Below are 17,813 nucleotides of genomic sequence, written 5' to 3' on the forward strand. Positions count from 1 at the left end.
CCAACCAGTCTGAACGCGTGGATTGTGCTGAATTGGCATTTTTGTCGGCGGCATATATCAGTCGTGTGACTTTACGATGGATGTCAGTACGCAGCCACGTCGCGCCGCAAGGGCCGGCACGGGCGATGCCGGCCTGCAGCGCGTGCTGCGCTGCACCGCGACTCGTGCTGCGCGACCCGGCTTAAACCGCCGAATCGAATGGTTGCAACGTCCCGAATGCAACGACAGTCCCTTTTTGGGGTGTTTAAATCAAGTCGACGCTGCCGGGTGCCAGTCCAGCGAAGTCATGCTGTTGCAACAGGTCGGTGCTCAAGCGCGTTCAGCGGCTCGCGCGGCGAGTGCGGTGACCAGTATCAACCCTGTCATTGTTAGGAGCAGTTCGCATGAAGGACGACGAAGTCAAAAATGGTTTCAGCCGCCGCGACATGATGCGTGTGCTGGCTGCGGGGAGCCTGCTTGCGACAGGCGCGGGTGGACTGCTGGCGGGCGCGACTTCGGCGTCGGCCGCGGCCGCCACGGCGTCTGCGCCGAAGAAAGGCGGCAAGATTCGCGTGGCGTACGACGCGGGCTCGACGGCCGACACGCTGGATCCCGCGAAAGGCTCGACGGGCTCCGACTACATCCGCTTTTTCATGTTCTACAGCGGCCTGACGCAGCTCGATGAAAGCCTCACGCCGCAGATGAACCTGGCCGAGGCGCTCGACACGCACGATGCGAGGGTGTGGGTCATCAAGCTGCGCAAAGGCGCGACTTTCCACGACGGCAAAGCGGTCGCGCCGGCGGACGTCGTGTATTCGCTCAATCGCCACAAGATTGCGGCAACCGCATCGAAAGTGAAAACGCTGGCCGATCAGTTCGCCGAGATCAAGGCGACCGGCCCGAATGAAGTGACCTTGACGCTGTCGAGCCCGAACGCCGATCTGCCGGTGATCCTCGCGACGCCGCAATTCGTCATCATCAAGGACGGCACGACCGACTTCACGACGGCGGTCGGCACCGGCCCGTATAAGGTCAAGACCTTCAAGCCGGGTGTGACGACCGTCGCGGTTCGCAACGACAGCTATTTCAAGCCGGGTCTGCCGCATCTCGACCAGGTCGAGCTGATTGCGATCAGCGACAACGCCGCACGCGTGAACGCACTGCTGTCCGGCGACGTGCATCTGATCAACTCCGTCGATCCGCGCTCGACACAGCGCATTGCGTCGACGGCGGGTTACGCGGTGAAGGAGACCAAGTCCGGTCTCTACACCGATCTGATCATGCGCCGCGATAACCCGCTCGTGGGTAACCCCGATTTCGCGCTGGGCATGAAGTATCTGTTCGATCGCGAGCAGATCCGTTCGGCCGTCTTCCGGGGCTTCGCCGTGATCGGCAACGATCAGCCGATTCCGCCAACCCATCGTTACTTCGACGCGTCGCTGCCGCAGCGCCACTTCGATCTCGACAAGGCCAAATTTTATCTGCAGAAGGCGGGTGCGCTCGGCCCGGCCTTGCCGCCGATCTACGCGACCGCCGATGCGAACGGCTCGATCGAAATGGCCGAACTGATCCAGCAGACCGGCGCGAAGATTGGCGCGAACATCAGCATCAACCGCGTGCCCACCGACGGTTACTGGTCGAATCACTGGATGAAGCATCCGCTGGGATTCGGCAGTGTGAATCCCCGTTCGAGCGCCGATGTGCTCTTCACGCAGTTCTTCAAGTCGGATGCCGCATGGAACGAGTCGGGCTGGAACAATCCGAAGTTCGATCAACTGCTGCTCGCCGCGCGTTCGGAAACCGACGACGCCAAACGCAAGCAGATGTACGGCGACATGCAGGTGATCGTCGCGGATCAGGGCGGGATCGGCATTCCCGCGTTTATCAGTCTGCTCGATGCATATGACCAGCATCTGCAGGGGCTCGGCTCGATTCCGAGCGGCGCAATGATGGGCTTCTCGTTTGCCGAGCACGTGTGGTGGAACGCCTGACGTAGCACGGCAGCATGCAGCAACCTGACCCGCGCGCAGTCCGCGCCGGGTCAGCGCGGCGCTCCCCGCGCGCCGGTTCCGGCAGGTGTCATTCTCAGGAGAGGTGGACGATGAACCAGAACATAGCCGCACTGATAGGCCGACGCGTCGCGGTGACTGCGCTCACACTGCTGATCGTGTCCGTCATCATTTTCACGATCACGAACCTGCTGCCGGGAGATGCCGCGCAAGCCGCACTCGGTCAGTCCGCGACGCCCGAAACCGTCGCGGCGCTGCGCCTGCAGTTCGGCCTCGACCAACCGGCTTACCTGCGCTACGTGCACTGGCTGGCGGGTCTCATGCATGGCAACTTCGGCGTCTCGCTGTCGAACAATCTGCCGGTCTCGGAACTGATCGAAGGTCGTCTGCCGAAATCGCTGATACTCGCGGCGATCACGACAGCGGTCTCGGTGCCGATCGCGGTGTCGTTCGGCATTATCGCGGCGGTCAACCGGAATTCGCTGATCGACCGCATCGTCAGTCTGACTACGCTGTCGCTCGTCGCGACGCCGGAGTTCCTGATCGCCACGATCGCGGTGCTGATCTTCGCGGTGAAGCTGCACTGGCTCTCGGCGCTCTCCTACGGCGGCGAGATCGACAACTTCAACCAGTTCTTGCGTGCGTACGCGATGCCGGTCCTGACACTGTGCGCCGTCGTGATCGCGCAGATGGCACGCATGACACGCGCTGCGGTAATCGAACAACTGGGATCGTCATATGTGGAAATGGCGATGCTCAAAGGGGCAAGCCCCGCGCGCGTGGTGCTGCGCCATGCGCTGCCGAACGCGATCGGTCCGATCGCCAACGCGATTGCGCTGAGCCTGTCGTATCTGCTGGGCGGCGTGATCGTCGTCGAAACCATCTTCAACTATCCGGGCCTCGCGAGCCTGATGGTCGACGCAGTCAGCAACCGCGACTTTCCGTTAGTGCAGGCCTGCACGCTGCTTTTCTGCCTCGGCTATCTGGTGCTGGTGCTGCTGGCCGACCTGTGCGCAATCATCTCGAACCCGAGGCTGCGGACATGAACTCGAACCGTTGGTTTTCGCAAGAGGTGCAGCCCATGACTACGTCCGATGTCGTTCAACGCAGTAGCGAACTGCCGCCGGGTGCGGACCGTTCGCAGCCGTTCGGTGGCGGTTCGACGCAGCCGCCGGCTCAACCGCAACCGGCACGCCGCCGCTCGCTCGCCTCCCGGATGAGATTGTCCACGGGTGGCTGGATCGGCTTCGGCATGGTGTGTCTCGCGCTTTTCGTCGCGCTTTTCGCGCCCCTCATCGCACCGCACGAGGTCGGCGCGATCGTTACGCCCGATGTGTTCGCGAACTTCAGCGCGAAGCTGCCGCTCGGCTCGGACTATCTCGGCCGCGACATGCTGAGCCGCATCATCTACGGTATGCGGCTGACCGTACTGCTCGCGCTTGCCGCCGCGCTGCTCGCGGCCGTCACCGGCACGACACTCGGTCTGCTTGCTGCCGTCGCGGGCAAGGCGATCGATGAAACCATGAGCCGCCTGCTCGACGCCATCACCTCGATTCCTTCGAAGATGTTCGCGCTGATGATCGTGGCCGCGTTCGGCTCATCGCTGACGCTGCTGATCCTGACGGCCGCGATCAGCTACATGCCGGGCTCCTACCGGATCGCCCGCTCGCTTGCGGTCAATATCAGCCAGCTCGAATACGTGCAGGTGGCGCGGGCGCGCGGCGAGAGTTCGCTGTACATAGCATGCGTCGAAATGCTGCCGAACATGTTGCATCCGATGCTGACCGATACCGGACTGCGCTTCACGTTCGTCGTGCTGTTGCTGAGCGGGTTGAGCTTTCTTGGCCTGGGCGTACAGCCGCCGTATGCAGATCTCGGTTCTCTGGTGCGGGAAAACATTGCAGGGCTCGGCGACGGCGCACCGGTCGTCATCATGCCGGCTTTGGCCATTGCCATCCTGACGGTCGGCGTCAATCTGCTGATCGACGGGCTCCCGCATCGCGGTGGCAAAGGGAAAATCGGCAAGATCGCACGCAGCGCCGACGGAGGTCATTGATGAAGACGTATCCGAAAACGAAACATGACGCGAATCCCGGCATGGCGTCGGGCAACCTCGTCGAAGTACGCGGACTGCGCGTGGTCGGCAGCCGTCCGGGCGAGCCGGATACGACGATCGTGCACGACGTCGATTTCGACGTGGCGCGCGGCGAAGTGCTGGCGCTGATCGGCGAATCCGGCTCGGGCAAGACCACCATTGCGTTGTCGCTGATGGGACATGCGCGTAGCGGTTGCCGCATCGCGGGCGGCTCGATCCGGGTCGGCGACACGGATGTGCGCTCGCTGTCGCCGAAAGGACTGGCTTCCTTGCGCGGCCGCACGGTCGCGTATATCGCGCAAAGCGCGGCCGCCGCCTTCAACCCGTCGCGGACCATCCTCGACCAGGTGATCGAGAGCGCGCTGATTCACGGCACACTGAGCAAGCGTGCTGCGCAAGCCAAGGCCGTCGAGCTGTTTCGCGCGCTGGCGTTGCCCGAGCCGGACCTGATCGGCAAGCGCTATCCGCACCAGGTCTCGGGTGGGCAACTGCAGCGTCTGATGGCCGCCATGGCGCTGATCACCGATCCGGAACTCGTGATTCTCGATGAACCGACTACGGCACTCGACGTCACCACGCAGATCGACGTGTTGCAGGCATTCAAGCGCGTCATCAAGGAGTACGGGATGACGGCGGTGTATGTGTCGCACGATCTGGCGGTGGTTGCGCAAATGGCCGATCGCATCCTCGTGCTGAGCGACGGCGCAATCCGTGAGGCGGGCGCGACCGGACAGATCCTGCATGCGCCCGCGCATCCGTACACGCAGAGCCTGATCGCGGCGGTGACACCGGACGGCGCAGCGGTCTGCGACGAGCCGCGCAACCACCAGGACCGGGCCACGCGACCGGCAGTCGATGCCTCCGCAACGCCGCTGCTCGAAGTGCGCCGCATGATGGCAGGCTATGGCCGCCGCAACGCGAAAGGCTGGCCGACCACGCTGATCCTGAACGATGTCGATCTCAAGATCGGGCGCGCTCAGACCGTTGGCGTGATCGGCGAATCCGGTTCGGGCAAGACCACGCTCGCGAAGGTCATCGCCGGGCTCGTGACGCCGTCGGGCGGGAAGTTATTGCTGGATGGAGAACCGCTCGCGGGCGACCTGAACAGGCGCACGAAAGAGCAGTTCCGCCGCATCCAGATCGTGTTCCAGAACGCCGACACCGCTTTGAATCCGACTCACACGGTAGGACGCACGCTGGCGCGGCCGCTCGCTTTCTATCACGGCATGAAGGGCGCGCGCGCTAAGGCGCGGGTCGCGGAGTTGCTGGAGCTGGTGCGGCTGCCGGCGTCGGTGGCGGCGCGCAGCACCGCTGAGCTGTCGGGCGGCCAGAAGCAACGCGTGAATCTCGCGCGTGCGCTCGCGGCCGAACCCGATCTGATCCTGTGCGACGAAGTCACGTCGGCGCTCGATACGGTCGTGGGTGCCGCGATCCTCGACCTGCTGCGCGATCTGCAGAAAAAGCTCGGCGTTTCGTACCTGTTCATCACGCACGACATCGCCAAGGTTCGGGCGATCAGCGACGACATCGTCGTGCTGTATGCGGGTCATCGCGTCGAAACGGGCACGCGCGCCGCCTTGTCCGCGCCGCCTTACCACCCCTATTCGCATCTGCTCGTGTCGTCGGCACCGGAGTTGCGCGCGGGCTGGCTCGCTGATGCGAGCGAGCGCTGTCACCGCGAGCTTGCGCCCATCGGTCCGTCGAGCGACAACCCCGAACTCTGCACATTCGTATCGCGCTGTTCAATGCGCATCGACGGCGTGTGCAACGTGACCACGCCTTCGCTGCGCACGCTCGAAAACGGCGCGCAGGTGCTGTGTCATCGCAGCGAGGCCGATCTGATCGGCTTCCAGCAGCCGCTCAGTCCGCTCTCGGTGGAACACGTGGAGCGTGCATGACGCGCGTCTGATGTGACAGGTTCCACCGAAGTGGAGGAGCCGGAGTTGCATTGGCCCGCTGCTGGAACCACCCCGTGCGAAGCGGGAGGGTCACCGCCAGAGAGCAGTTTCACGCAGGTCCTGAGGCACCGCCTCAGGGCGTGCCGCCTGTCGTCCGGCGAAATCCGGCTCGCCGGAGCTTACGTCGAAAAGGGAAACTTCATGGGCATGAGAATCGGAGTGGATATCGGCGGCTCGTTTGCCGATTTTGCCGTATTGAACGACGAAACCGGAGAGCTCAACACGCTGAAGGTCTTTTCGCGGCCGGACAGTCCGGGCAGCGAAGTATTGCGTGGGATGGAGCAGCTTGCCGAGCGCTACGGCATCGCACCGCGTGACGTCGATTATTTCACGCATGGCACGACGGTCGGCGTGAACGCCGTCGTGCAGCGCAAGGGCCTGCGTCTGGGTCTGATCACGACGCGCCACTTCGAGGACGTGCTTGACCTCGCGCGTCTCAAGGGTCCGGACATGTACAACCTGCTGTCGAAGCGTCCGGTGCCGCTGGTGCCGCGCGAGCGCGTGTTCGGCGTGGTTGAACGTCTGACAGCGGAAGGTCTCGTAGAAACGCCGGTCGACGAAGCGAGCGTGCGCGAGGCGGCCGCGAATCTGCAGCGGGCCGGTTGCGAAGGTGTGGTCGTCTCGCTGCTGCACTCGTATCGTAATCCGGCACACGAGCACGAAGTGAAAGCGATCATCGAACGGGAATGGCCTGGTTTTTTCGTGTCGTGTTCCAGCGACGTGTGGCCCATCATCCGTGAATATGAACGCACTTCGACAGCGGTCATCGGCGGCTACGTGCAGCCCAAAGTCTCGCACTATCTCACTTCGTTGCAACGTGCGCTGGTCGAAACCGGCGTGAGCGCCGACATGAAAGTGACCAGGTCTAACGGCGGCGTGATGAGCGCCGAGGCGGGCAAGACGAACTGCGTGCAGATGATCCTGTCGGGCACCGCGTCGGGCGTGATCGGCGCCGCGTATGTTGCGCGGCAAAGCGGACTGAAGCACTGCATGAGCCTCGACATCGGCGGCACCACCGCCGACGTCGCGTTGATCGTCGACGGCGAGCCGCAATATGCGAGCGGCGAATACATCGGCGATTTCCAGATTCATATTCCGTCGGTCTCGGTGTCGTCGATCGGAGACGGCGGCGGCTCGATCGCATGGGTCGACGATTTCGGCGTGCTCAAGGTCGGCCCGGAAAGCGCGGGCTCGAATCCGGGTCCGGTCTGCTACGGACGCGGCGGCACGCGCGCGACCATCACCGACGCGTTCGTGGTGCTGGGCGTGATCGGCAATGCGAGCCTCGGCTACAACTCGGTGAAGGTCGATCACGACGCGGCGCACCGCGCGGTCGAGGTGCTGGCGAGCCAGCTCGGCAGCAGCGTCTACAGGACCGCCGAGGCGATCGTGAACGTCGCGGTGTCGGGCATGTATGCGGGCGTGAGCCGGATCGTGTCGCGTTTCGGTATCGATCCGCGGACTTTTTCGCTGTTGCCGTTCGGCGGCGCCGGTCCGATGCTCGCATGCTACTTCGCGCGCGCGATCGGGATGCCGGAGATCGTCGTGCCAACCGCACCAGGTGTGTTGAGTGCGCTAGGCGGGCTGATTGCGGACACCCGCAACGACTTCGTCAAGACCACCTATTACGACCTCAATCCGGCCTCGATGGCCCGTCTAGCCGACGACGTGAGCGGGCTCGAAGCGTCCGCACGCGACTGGATGACCGGCCAGACCGGCGATGGCGGCGCGGCGCATATCGTCGTGTCGGCGGATATGCGCTACAAGGGCCAGTCGTTCGAAATCGACACGCCGCTGGAGAGCGGCTGGCTCACCGGCCAGGATCTCGGCGCGGTGCATGAGGCGTTTCATCGCGAGCACGAACGGCTCTATGGGCATCGCGATGCTTCCGCCAGCGTGCAGGTGGTCGCGCTGCGTCTCGTGATCTCCGCCGCGACGCCCAAACCGAAGCTGCAACCGATCGGATCGAGCGATCAGCCGCCCACGCCGGCGGGCACGGTCCGCGTGTTCATGGACGACGCGTTCCACGATGCAGCGCTTTATCACCGCACGGCGCTCAAAGCCGGTCAGCAGATTCACGGGCCGGCGGTGATTGCCCAGGACGATTGCACGACCTGCGTGCTGCCGGGTTATCACGGTCGTGTCGACCAATACGGCAATCTGGTTTTCACGGTCGTCAACTGATTTCGGACGGAGCATCGCAATGCAATTCGACAAGGCAGTGCTGCAGATTTTCGCCAATTACTGCGTGGCCGCAGCCGAAAGCATGGCGTACACGCTGGTGCGCACCGCGCACTCGACGTTCGTCAAGGAAACCGAGGATTTTTCGTGCGCGATCATGACGCCGGAGGGCCTCACGTTCGCTTCACCCAAGACGCTCGGCGCGACGTGGTATGTCGGGCTCGACTACAGTCCGGTGATCGCGATGATCGATCACTATGAGCCGGGCGACATCTGCATGACGAACGACTCGTATAGCGGCTTCGTCGCCACGCATACGCCTGACATCCTGATCTGGAAGCCGGTGTATTACGGCGGCGAGATCGTCTGTTTCATCGGCGGACATATTCACAACACGGATATGGGCGGCGCGGTGCCCGCGTCGCTGTCGCGCACGCTGACGGAAATCGAACAGGAAGGGATTCGTTTTCCGCCGTGCAAGATCGTGCGCGCGGGTGTGTTCGATGATTCGATCGTCAGGATCATGGCGGCGAACGTGCGCGTGCCGAATCAGAATATCGGCGACCTGCAGGCGCAACTCGCGTCGCTGCATACGGGCGAGCGGCGCGTGCTGGAGATCATCGAGCGGTTTGGCATTGACGGCTTCAAGGCGGGCATGCACGCGCTGCTCGACTATTCGGAAGAACAGGCTCGTACGATTTTGCGTGGCATACCGGACGGCGACTATTTCTTCGCCGAATACGCCGACGAAGATTCGGTCCGCGGCAAGCCGATGCGCGTCGCGCTCACGGTGCGGATCAACGGCGATTCGGTGGAGATGGATTACACCGGCAGCGACCCGCAACTGCAGTCTTCGCTCAATATTCCGACTGGCGGGCGGGAGCGCCACGCGCTCGCGCTGGTCGGATTCGTCTATGTGCTCTACACGCTCAACCCGGACATTCTGCTCAACACGGGGATGCTGCGTGTTGCACGCTGCATCCTGCCGGAAGGCACGGTCGTCAACGCAACCCCGCCCGCAGCGGTCGGCATGCGCAGCCTCACGTGCAAGCTGCTCCATCTGCTGACATTCGGCGCGTTCTCGCAGGCCGTGCCCGACCGGCTCGCGGCGTGTCCGGCGGGCGGCCTGTCCATTCTCAGCGTGAAGACGCTCGACCGGCAGGGCGCAACCGTGATGGCATCGATCGGTCCGATTGGCGGCGGCGCGGGCGGCGGTCCGTCAGATGACGGCGAAGACGGCTCGGGTGCCAACAACGCGTTTCTGCGCAATACGCCGGTCGAGATCAACGAAACCGAGGTGCCGATTCGCATTACCCGCTACGGTGTGGCGCCAGGTTCGGGCGGTGCGGGCCAGTATCGCGGCGGCCAGGGCCTCGTCATGGAATTCAAGGTGTTCTCGCCGAATACGCTCGTGACCGCGCGCAATCGCGACCGCACGCGTTTCGCGTCGTGGGGCGTGCACGGCGGCCACGCCGGCGGCAATGCGCGATTCACCCGCAATCCGGACACGCCGCGCGCGGAAGAACTGGATAACAACGATCTGGTTGTCTGCATGCCGGGCGACGTGATCCGTCTCGTCGGCGCGGGCGCGGGAGGCTATGGACGACCGACCGAGCGCGATCCGCACAAGGTGCGCGAAGACGTACTGCGAGGCTACGTGAGCATCGATGAAGCACGTGATGTCTACGGCGTCGCGCTCGACGGCGACACGCTGGATAGCGAACGCACGCGGCAACTGCGCGACGAAGCGCGGGCCCGGATCGGCGCATCGGCGCCGCCTGCCTTTTCGTTCGGTCCGTACCGCGAGGCGTTCGAGGCGAAGTGGACCCGCGAACGCTATGCCGCGCTGACGGTGATCCTCGCAAGCGTGCCGGTGCAGTGGCGCTACTTCATCAAGCATCGGCTGTTCGAGGCGCTCGATAACCGGATCGCGTCCGCTCCGTCTCTCGCGCACGAGAGCGGTGCTGAAATCGTGCAGGCGATGTTCGCCGACCTGCGTTGCGATTATCCGCAATTGAATGCGATGTGAGCGCGGCGTGACGGTACGACATGGTCATGTCGGCTTGCGTACGAGCGTCGGCGCGGCCGCAAGCGTCACGCATTGGCGTGTTTGCGCGGCGACATCCTTTCTTCCTGACAGGAGCGGACAAGATGGACAGGTTTGACCCTAACCGAGTCAAGGTGCGCAGCGCGCACTTCATCGGCGGACAGTATGTCGAAGGCAGCGGCGCGCTCGACGTCGTTCGACCGTCCGACGGCGTCTTCTATGCCGAATTGCCGGTGGCCGATGCCGCACTGGTGGATCGCGCCGTGGAGGACGCGTGGCGCGCGTTCAAATCCAGCGACTGGACGCGCCGGGCGCCACGCGAGCGGGCCCGCGCGATGCGCCGCTGGGCCGAACTGATCGAAGCCGATGTGGCGACGCTCGCGCCGCTCGAAGCGCTCGGCTCGACGCGCCCGGTCGCCGACGCGGCTCGCTGGGACATCCCCTTTACCGCCGAGGGCATCCGCTTTTACGGCGAATTCGCCGACCGGATCGGCGGCGAAGTGGCCGCGACTCGCCCCGATCATCTGGGCATGACGATCGCGGAACCCTACGGTGTCATCGCTGCGATTTCGCCGTGGAATTTCCCGCTCGTGATGGCGTCGTGGAAGATCGCACCCGCGCTCGCCGCAGGCAACGCGGTCGTACTCAAACCCTCGGAGCTGACGCCGTTTTCGGTGCTGCGGCTCGCTGAACTCGCGATCGAGGCCGGCATTCCGCCGGGCATCTTCAACGTCGTACAGGGCGATGGCCGTATGACGGGCGACGCGCTGTGCCGTCATCCGAAGATTGCGAAGGTCACGTTCACCGGCTCGACGCAGACCGGCGCGGCGATCATGACGGCATGCGCGCAGAGCGGCACTAAACCGGTCACGCTGGAGTTGGGCGGCAAAAGTCCGCAACTCGTGTTCGCCGACGCGCCGGATCTCGACCGGGTCGCCCGCCGCGTCGCATCCGCGATTGCCGGTAACGCCGGGCAGGTATGTGTGGCCGGCTCGCGATTGATGGTCGAGCGCAGCGCGGCGCCGCGCCTGATCGACGGCATCGCGCGCGCATTTGCTGCACTGAAGGCGGGCAATACCTGGTCCCCGGGCACCACGTTGCCGCCGATCATTTCGACGCTGCAACTTCAACGCATCGACGGCATCGTGCGGCGTACGCTCGATAGCGGGGCGCAAGCGGCCGCAGGCGGCGCCCGGATCGAGCTGGACGGCGACGGTGCGTTCTATGCACCAACTATCCTGACCGGCGTGACTCCGGCGTCCGAAGCGGTGCGGGAAGAGATTTTCGGGCCGGTGCTGACCGTGCAGACTTTTGATAACGACGATGAAGCGCTCGCGCTGGCCGCGCACGAAAAGTACGGTCTTGCAGCGGGCGTTCACACGGCCGATCTGAGCCGTGCGCTGCGGATGATGCGAGGCATCGAGGCCGGTACGGTGTGGATCAACCGCTATGGGCGCACCGCCGATTTCGTGATTCCGACGGGCGGCTACAAGCAGTCGGGTATCGGCAAAGACCTGGGACGCCAGGCATTCGAAGCGAATCTGCGTTTCAAGAGCGTGTTGATCGACCTGACCGACGGCGCCTGAGGCCGCGAGCGAGGCGACGCGGCCAGCGCGTATCGGCGCGCGCCATGCCGGCAACAACTACGCGCGAGGCAAACACATTCACGCGCAAGCACGCGCAATCATGCGCAATCATGCGCAAGTACGTGCGACTGAGGGCCTGACAGGCCGCCCGGCATTGCCCCAAATGGCACCCAAAACTGTGCCGCATAGTGTGCTGAACAAGGCGCGAAAAACGGTGGATTCTGTGCTGCTGAACCGCCAATACACGGTAAGTCGGCTTTTTTAAGGTGATTTAATGTTTCTCAGCAAGCGACGCCGTGAAGGATTCTCTACCGCGCCATGCCGCAGGGCGAGAATGTTCGACGGCGCCGGCGTTGCTGCGTTCGATTCGTCGACGCGGTTTCAGACCGCGTCTGTTTCCGGCTCTGACTTGATCTTCGCTGACCACAGGGACTAGACATGACCCGCTTCAAACCCAAATACATCACGTTCGACTGCTACGGCACGCTCACTCGCTTTCGCATGGGTGATCTGGCGCGCGAAGTTTTCTCCGACCGCGTTCCGGCCGATCAGATGGAACAGTTCGTCAAGGATTTCGCGGCATACCGTCTGGACGAAGTGCTCGGTGCGTGGAAGCCGTATCAGGACGTGGTGAAGAACGCCGTGCGCCGCACGCTCAAGCGCTGGAATATCGAGTACATCGATGCCGAAGCGCAGAAATTCTACGACGCGGTCCCGACCTGGGGTCCGCACGCCGACGTGCCTGAAGGTCTTGCAAAAGTGGCGAAGGAAATTCCGCTGGTGATTCTGTCGAACGCGATGAATGAACAGATCCAGAGCAACGTCGACAAGCTCGGCGCGCCGTTCCACAAGGTCTTCACTGCGGAGATGGCACAGGCGTACAAGCCGCGCATGCAGGCGTTCGAATATCTGCTGGACAATCTCGGCTGCGGTCCCGAAGACATCCTGCACGTGTCGTCGAGCCTGCGTTACGACCTGATGACGGCCCATGACATGGGTATCAGGAACAAGGTGTTCGTGGCGCGCGGGCACGAGCCGTCGACGCCGTTTTACGGCTACACCGAGATCAGGGACATCGGCGGTCTTCCGGGCGTGGTCGGCCTGTGAGTACGTGCACTGTCACGCCGCGAGCACCGGCGGTTTAACCTGCACTGCGCTGAAAGGTCAGGATGAAACTCGAATCGTACTGGCTGGACACGCGTCCAGCCTTCCGCGGCGGTCGCGAAGGACCGGTCGAGCGGCATGCCGAAGTGGTCGTGATCGGCGGCGGCTTTACCGGTCTGTCGGCGGCGCTCGAACTTGCATCGCGCGGCGTCCAGGTGACGGTGCTCGAAGCCGGCCAGATTGCCGGCGAAGCGTCGGGACGTAACGGCGGCCAGTGCAACACCGGGCTGTCGCACGACTACGCGTCGCTGGCGGCGAAAATCGGTGCGACGCAGGCGAAGGCGTTCTATCGCGCGTATGAAAGCGCGGTGGCCACGGTCGATTCGATCGTCACCACCCATCAGATCGATTGCGATTTCGTCCGCACGGGCAAGCTCAAGCTGGCCGCGAAGCCCGAGCATTTCGCTAAGCTGCAGAAGACCTACGAAGTCCTGATGCGCGACGTCGACCAGAATATCGAACTGATTCCGCGCGAACGCCTGCGCAACGAAGTCGGCTCGGACGGCTTTTACGGCGGCCTGCTGCAGCGTAACGGCGCGCAAATGCACATGGGCAAGTTCGGCGTCGGTCTCGCGCAGGCTGCGGTACTGCAGGGCGCGCGGATCTTCGAACAGGCTGCCGTCACGCAGATGAAGCGGCTCGACGGCGACCGCTATGAGCTGACGTGCGCGCGCGGCACGATCCGCGCGGATCGCGTGCTGGTTGCGACCGGCGCGTCGCAGCTCGGGCCGTTCCAGTGGTTCCGGCGGCGTATCGCGCCCGTGGGCAGCTTCATCGTCGTGACCGAGCCCTTGCCGCTCGAACAATTGAACCGGCTGTTCCCCACGCGTCGCGCCTATGTTACGTCGCGACAGATTGGCAACTACTTTCGCGTCACGCCCGATAACCGGCTGCTATTCGGCGGCCGCGCCCGCTTCGCGATGTCGAGCCCGAGATCTGATGAAAAAAGCGGGCAGATTCTGCGCGCCGGACTCGCGGGCTATTTCCCCGAGCTGGCGAACGTGCGCCTCGATTATTGCTGGGGCGGTCTCGTGGACATTACCGCCGACCGTCTGCCACGTGCGGGTCAACACGAAGGGCTCTTTTATTCGATGGGTTACAGCGGCCATGGCGTGCAGATGTCGGTACACATGGGCCGCGTGATGGCCGACGTGCTGTACGGCGCAGCGGCCGGCAATCCCTGGCGGGATCTCGAATGGCCGGCCATTCCCGGGCACTTCGGTCACGCATGGTTTCTGCCGTTGGTCGGCGCGTATTACCGGCTGCAGGACATCCTGCATTGAAGGCCAGGCTGCCACTCGACGGCACTCACGATCTGCGTCGCGGCGTCGGCGCGCAACTGGAGTCACGCGCATGAAGTCCAGATTCGTCCGGCTCGCGGAAACCACGCGTCCCACTGTGTCGTTTCGCATCGACGGCAAAGTGGTCGACGGGCTGCAGGGCGACACGCTGCTCGTGGCGATGCTGTGCAACACCGGCCACGTGCGACAGTCCGAGTTCGGTCCGGAAGTGCGCGCGGGCTTCTGCCTGATGGGCGCGTGCCAGGACTGCTGGGTCTGGACCGTCGATGGCCAACGGCTTCGCGCGTGCACGACGGTGCTCAGCGAGGAACTCGATATCGTCACCCGGCAACCGGAGCTGCAATGGCCGAACCTCGTGTAATCGTCGTGGGTGCCGGACCGGCCGGGATTCGCTGCGCGCAGGCGCTGGTGGAGGCGGGGCTGCGTCCGCTCGTCATCGACGAAAGCCGGCGTGATGGCGGCCAGATATATCGCCGTCAGCCGGAGCAGTTTTCCCGGCCCTATACGAAGCTGTATGGCACCGAAGCCGCCAGTGCGCAGAACCTGCACGAGAGCTTCGAACGGTTGCGGGCAAAGATCGGCTATTTGCCGCAAACGCTCGCGTGGAATATCTCCGGCGGCAAGCTCTATACGGCGCGTGACGGTGTGGCCGATCATCATCCGTTCGACGCGCTGGTCCTGTGCCCCGGCGCAACCGACCGGCTGATGCCGGTCAAGGGCTGGCAGTATGCCGGCACTTACAGTCTCGGCGCATCGCAGATCGCGCTGAAGGCGCAAGCCTGTTCGATCGGCAGCAACGTGGTATTCATGGGCTCCGGGCCGCTGCTGTATCTGGTCGCGAACCAGTACGTGCAGGCTGGCGCAACGGTGGCGGCCGTGCTCGACACGTCGCGTTCGAGCAGGCGTCTGCGTGCGCTGCCCGCGCTGCTTGCGCGGCCCGACGTGCTGCGCAAGGGGGCGGCGCTCGTGTCGTCGCTGAAAAGGAGCGGTGTCAGAATCGAGCTGGGTATTGAGCCGGTCGAGATCCACGGTGACGCCGGGCGCGGCGTCGAATCGCTCAGCTACCGCGATAAGCGCGGCGTGCAGCAGCGGATTGCGTGCGATGCCGTCGCAATGGGTTATCACCTGCGCCCTGAAACGCAGCTTGCCGACCTCGCGGGTTGTGAGTTCGCGTTCGATGCGTCCACTCGTCAATGGCTGCCCGTACTGGACCGCATGGGCCGCAGCTCGGTCAAACGCGTTTATCTCGCGGGGGACGGCGTGCGCGTGCTCGGCGCCGATGGCGCGGAGATCGCCGGAAAACTCGCCGCACTGGCCGTGCTGCAAGATCTTGGACACGCTGTCGATGTATCGCGCGTCACTTCGCTTACGCGTGAGCGCTCGAAGATGGACCGCTTTCGCGCGGGGCTTGCCGAGGCGTTTCCATGGCCGTCGCAACAGGCCGCGCACTTGTCCGACGACACGATCGTGTGCCGTTGTGAAGGCATCAGCGCGGGTGAATTGCGCCGCGTCATCCGTGACGAAGGCGCACGCGAAGCCAATCGCGCGAAGGCGTTCAGCCGGGTCGGCATGGGACGCTGCCAGGGCCGCTACTGCGGCCATGCGGCCGCCGAGGTCATTGCCGCAGCGGCGCGCGTGCCGCTCGAACAGGTCGGCCGCCTGCGTGGACAGGCGCCGGTCAAACCATTCGCGATGTCGACGGTGGCCGGCTGGTCTCCTGCCGCTGTCGCGCCGGCCGCGGCGCCGTCGAGTGCAACCCCCACGGTGGAGGAAGAATGAAACGGACCGACGCGGATGTCGTGATCGTGGGCGGCGGATTCATGGGTGTCGCGGCGGCGTTTTTTCTGCGCCAGCGCGGCCGCTCGGTCATCCTGCTGGAACGCGGCCTGGTCGGTCAGCAGGCGAGTGGCGTCAACTTCGGCAACGTCCGCCGGCAGGGCCGCTTTCTGCCGCAATTGCCGCTGGCGAACCGATCGCGCGAAATCTGGGGAAAACTGCCGGCGTTGATCGATCATGATGCCGAGTTTCTGCCGACCGGACATATTCGCGTGTGCTACCGGCAGGAGCAGGACGAGGCATTCGCGGTTTATGCCCGCGAAGCCGCGCACTATGGGCTCAAGCTCGATCTGTACCATGGCGCCGCAATGCGCGCGAAGTTTCCGTTCCTCGGTCCCGAGGTACTGGCAGCATCGCATGCGCCGATCGACGGGCACGCGAATCCGCGCCTCGCGGCGCCGGCTTTCGGACGCGCGGCGGTGAAAGCCGGCGCACGGATCGAAGAAAACACCGAAATCGCCACGGTCGAGAAAGACGGTGACACGTTCCGCGCGACCAGCACGGATGGCCGCGTGTTCTGCGCGCCAAACCTGCTGATTACCGCGGGCGCATGGGGCAACCGGCTGAGCGCGCAGTTCGGCGAAGCGGTGCCGATCGCGATTCACGGCCCGCAGATGGCAGTCACCGAACCGGTGCCTTACGGCCTCACGACGGTGGTCGGCGTGTCGTCGCCGCATATCGAAGAGGTTGTGTATTTTCGCCAGGTGAAGCGCGGCAACATCGTGATCGGCGGATGCGCGCGCGCTCCGGCCTATCTCGACGCGCGTCGTGCGAAGGTTCTGCCAGAGAGCACGCTGCTGCAGTTCCGCCAGGCGGCGCGCGTTGCACCGGCGCTGTCGCGCCTGAATATCATTCGCGTGTGGAGCGGCGTCGAAGGTTATATGCCGGACGACCGTCCGATCATGGGGCGCAGCGGCAAGGTGGATGGCCTGTATTACGCGTTCGGTTTCTGCGGGCACGGCTTCCAGCTCGGTCCCGGTGTCGGCGACGTAATGGCCGAACTGATCGACACGGGCGCGACCAGTACACCCATCGAGCCTTTCGCGATCGAGCGCTTCGCCGTCCAGGCAAACGCTGCACCGATCGCCGCGTAGTGGAGAAAATCGTGGCCAAACTGCTCATGTATGCCGCAGGCGAACGTCCGCATGTCGAACCGGTCGCACGATCGTGTGCGGTTGCACGGGCGGTGGCGTTCATCGAAGCGTCGTTTGCGCAGCCGGTCAGTCTTGCGATGCTCGCCGCGACGGTCGGCTTGAGCGTGTCACGGTTTGCCACGCTGTTCCGGCAGGAAGTCGGCATCTCGCCGCATCGCTATGTGTGCCTCGTGCGCGTGCGGCACGCGCAGATGCTGCTGCGCAACGGTGTGCCGCCATCGGTGGTGGCGACCGAAGTGGGCTTCTTCGATCAGAGCCATCTTGGCCGTCACTTCCGGCGCACGGTCGGGGTAACGCCGGGGAATTACGTCGCTCGGCGTTCGCAGGTCGCCTGCTGAGCGTTCGGCCGTCGCCGCGATGCTTCTTTCCTTGTCGTTGCTTCAGGTTGTGCACGAGGGAACGTACCAGATTATGTAGTTTGCCGAATCAATCGGACCACGCGTTTGCGCAGGTCTGATGGCTCAACGCAGCCTGGCTTCTCCGGATTGATAGGGCGACCCGCT

General features: G+C 64.2%; 13 protein-coding genes. All 13 read left to right on the forward strand.

From position 1 onward, the window contains the following. Window positions 1–383: 383 nt before the first annotated feature. The 13 genes from AAGS40_RS25565 (at window position 384) to AAGS40_RS25625 (ending at window position 17,648) form a co-directional block, all read left to right on the forward strand. A complete protein-coding gene (locus AAGS40_RS25565; protein WP_345817248.1) occupies window positions 384–1,970 on the forward strand; it encodes an ABC transporter substrate-binding protein in 1,587 nt (528 codons plus the stop codon). A gap of 110 nt (window positions 1,971–2,080) precedes the next feature. After that, window positions 2,081–3,034, forward strand: a complete 954-nt coding sequence (locus tag AAGS40_RS25570) for an ABC transporter permease (protein ID WP_345817249.1) — start codon at window positions 2,081–2,083, stop codon at window positions 3,032–3,034. A 35-nt stretch (window positions 3,035–3,069) separates the two neighbouring features. Continuing rightward, window positions 3,070–4,044, forward strand: a complete 975-nt coding sequence (locus AAGS40_RS25575; RefSeq protein WP_345817250.1) for an ABC transporter permease — start codon at window positions 3,070–3,072, stop codon at window positions 4,042–4,044. After that, window positions 4,044–5,981 (forward strand): ABC transporter ATP-binding protein, encoded by a 1,938-nt coding sequence (locus AAGS40_RS25580; protein ID WP_345817251.1) that lies wholly within the window; start codon window positions 4,044–4,046, stop codon window positions 5,979–5,981. The genes AAGS40_RS25575 and AAGS40_RS25580 overlap by 1 nt, the downstream gene beginning before the upstream one ends. A gap of 201 nt (window positions 5,982–6,182) precedes the next feature. Continuing rightward, window positions 6,183–8,225, forward strand: a complete 2,043-nt coding sequence (locus AAGS40_RS25585) for a hydantoinase/oxoprolinase family protein (protein ID WP_345817252.1) — start codon at window positions 6,183–6,185, stop codon at window positions 8,223–8,225. A gap of 19 nt (window positions 8,226–8,244) precedes the next feature. Further along, window positions 8,245–10,251 (forward strand): hydantoinase B/oxoprolinase family protein, encoded by a 2,007-nt coding sequence (locus AAGS40_RS25590; protein WP_345817254.1) that lies wholly within the window; start codon window positions 8,245–8,247, stop codon window positions 10,249–10,251. 122 nt (window positions 10,252–10,373) lie between these two features. Then, window positions 10,374–11,855, forward strand: coding sequence for an aldehyde dehydrogenase family protein (locus AAGS40_RS25595; RefSeq protein WP_345817255.1), 1,482 nt, complete (start codon window positions 10,374–10,376; stop codon window positions 11,853–11,855). Between the two features lie 438 nt (window positions 11,856–12,293). After that, window positions 12,294–12,962 (forward strand): haloacid dehalogenase type II, encoded by a 669-nt coding sequence (locus AAGS40_RS25600; RefSeq protein WP_345817256.1) that lies wholly within the window; start codon window positions 12,294–12,296, stop codon window positions 12,960–12,962. A 62-nt stretch (window positions 12,963–13,024) separates the two neighbouring features. Beyond that, window positions 13,025–14,302, forward strand: coding sequence for an FAD-binding oxidoreductase (locus AAGS40_RS25605; protein ID WP_345817258.1), 1,278 nt, complete (start codon window positions 13,025–13,027; stop codon window positions 14,300–14,302). Between the two features lie 70 nt (window positions 14,303–14,372). After that, complete coding sequence (locus AAGS40_RS25610) at window positions 14,373–14,681, forward strand: (2Fe-2S)-binding protein (protein WP_345817260.1); 309 nt, start codon at window positions 14,373–14,375, stop codon at window positions 14,679–14,681. Then, window positions 14,663–16,099 carry an FAD/NAD(P)-binding oxidoreductase gene (locus tag AAGS40_RS25615; RefSeq protein ID WP_345817262.1) on the forward strand — a complete coding sequence of 479 codons (1,437 nt, stop codon included), beginning with the start codon at window positions 14,663–14,665 and terminating at the stop codon, window positions 16,097–16,099. Before AAGS40_RS25610 ends, AAGS40_RS25615 begins: the two co-directional genes overlap by 19 nt. Next, entirely contained in the window at window positions 16,096–17,250 is a 1,155-nt protein-coding gene (locus AAGS40_RS25620) for an FAD-binding oxidoreductase (RefSeq protein ID WP_345817263.1), read from the forward strand. The genes AAGS40_RS25615 and AAGS40_RS25620 overlap by 4 nt, the downstream gene beginning before the upstream one ends. Window positions 17,251–17,276: 26 nt before the next feature. Further along, window positions 17,277–17,648 carry an AraC family transcriptional regulator gene (locus AAGS40_RS25625; protein ID WP_345817592.1) on the forward strand — a complete coding sequence of 124 codons (372 nt, stop codon included), beginning with the start codon at window positions 17,277–17,279 and terminating at the stop codon, window positions 17,646–17,648. Window positions 17,649–17,813 lie beyond the last annotated feature (165 nt).

The organism is Paraburkholderia sp. PREW-6R, assembly GCF_039621805.1.
Classification (GTDB): domain Bacteria; phylum Pseudomonadota; class Gammaproteobacteria; order Burkholderiales; family Burkholderiaceae; genus Paraburkholderia.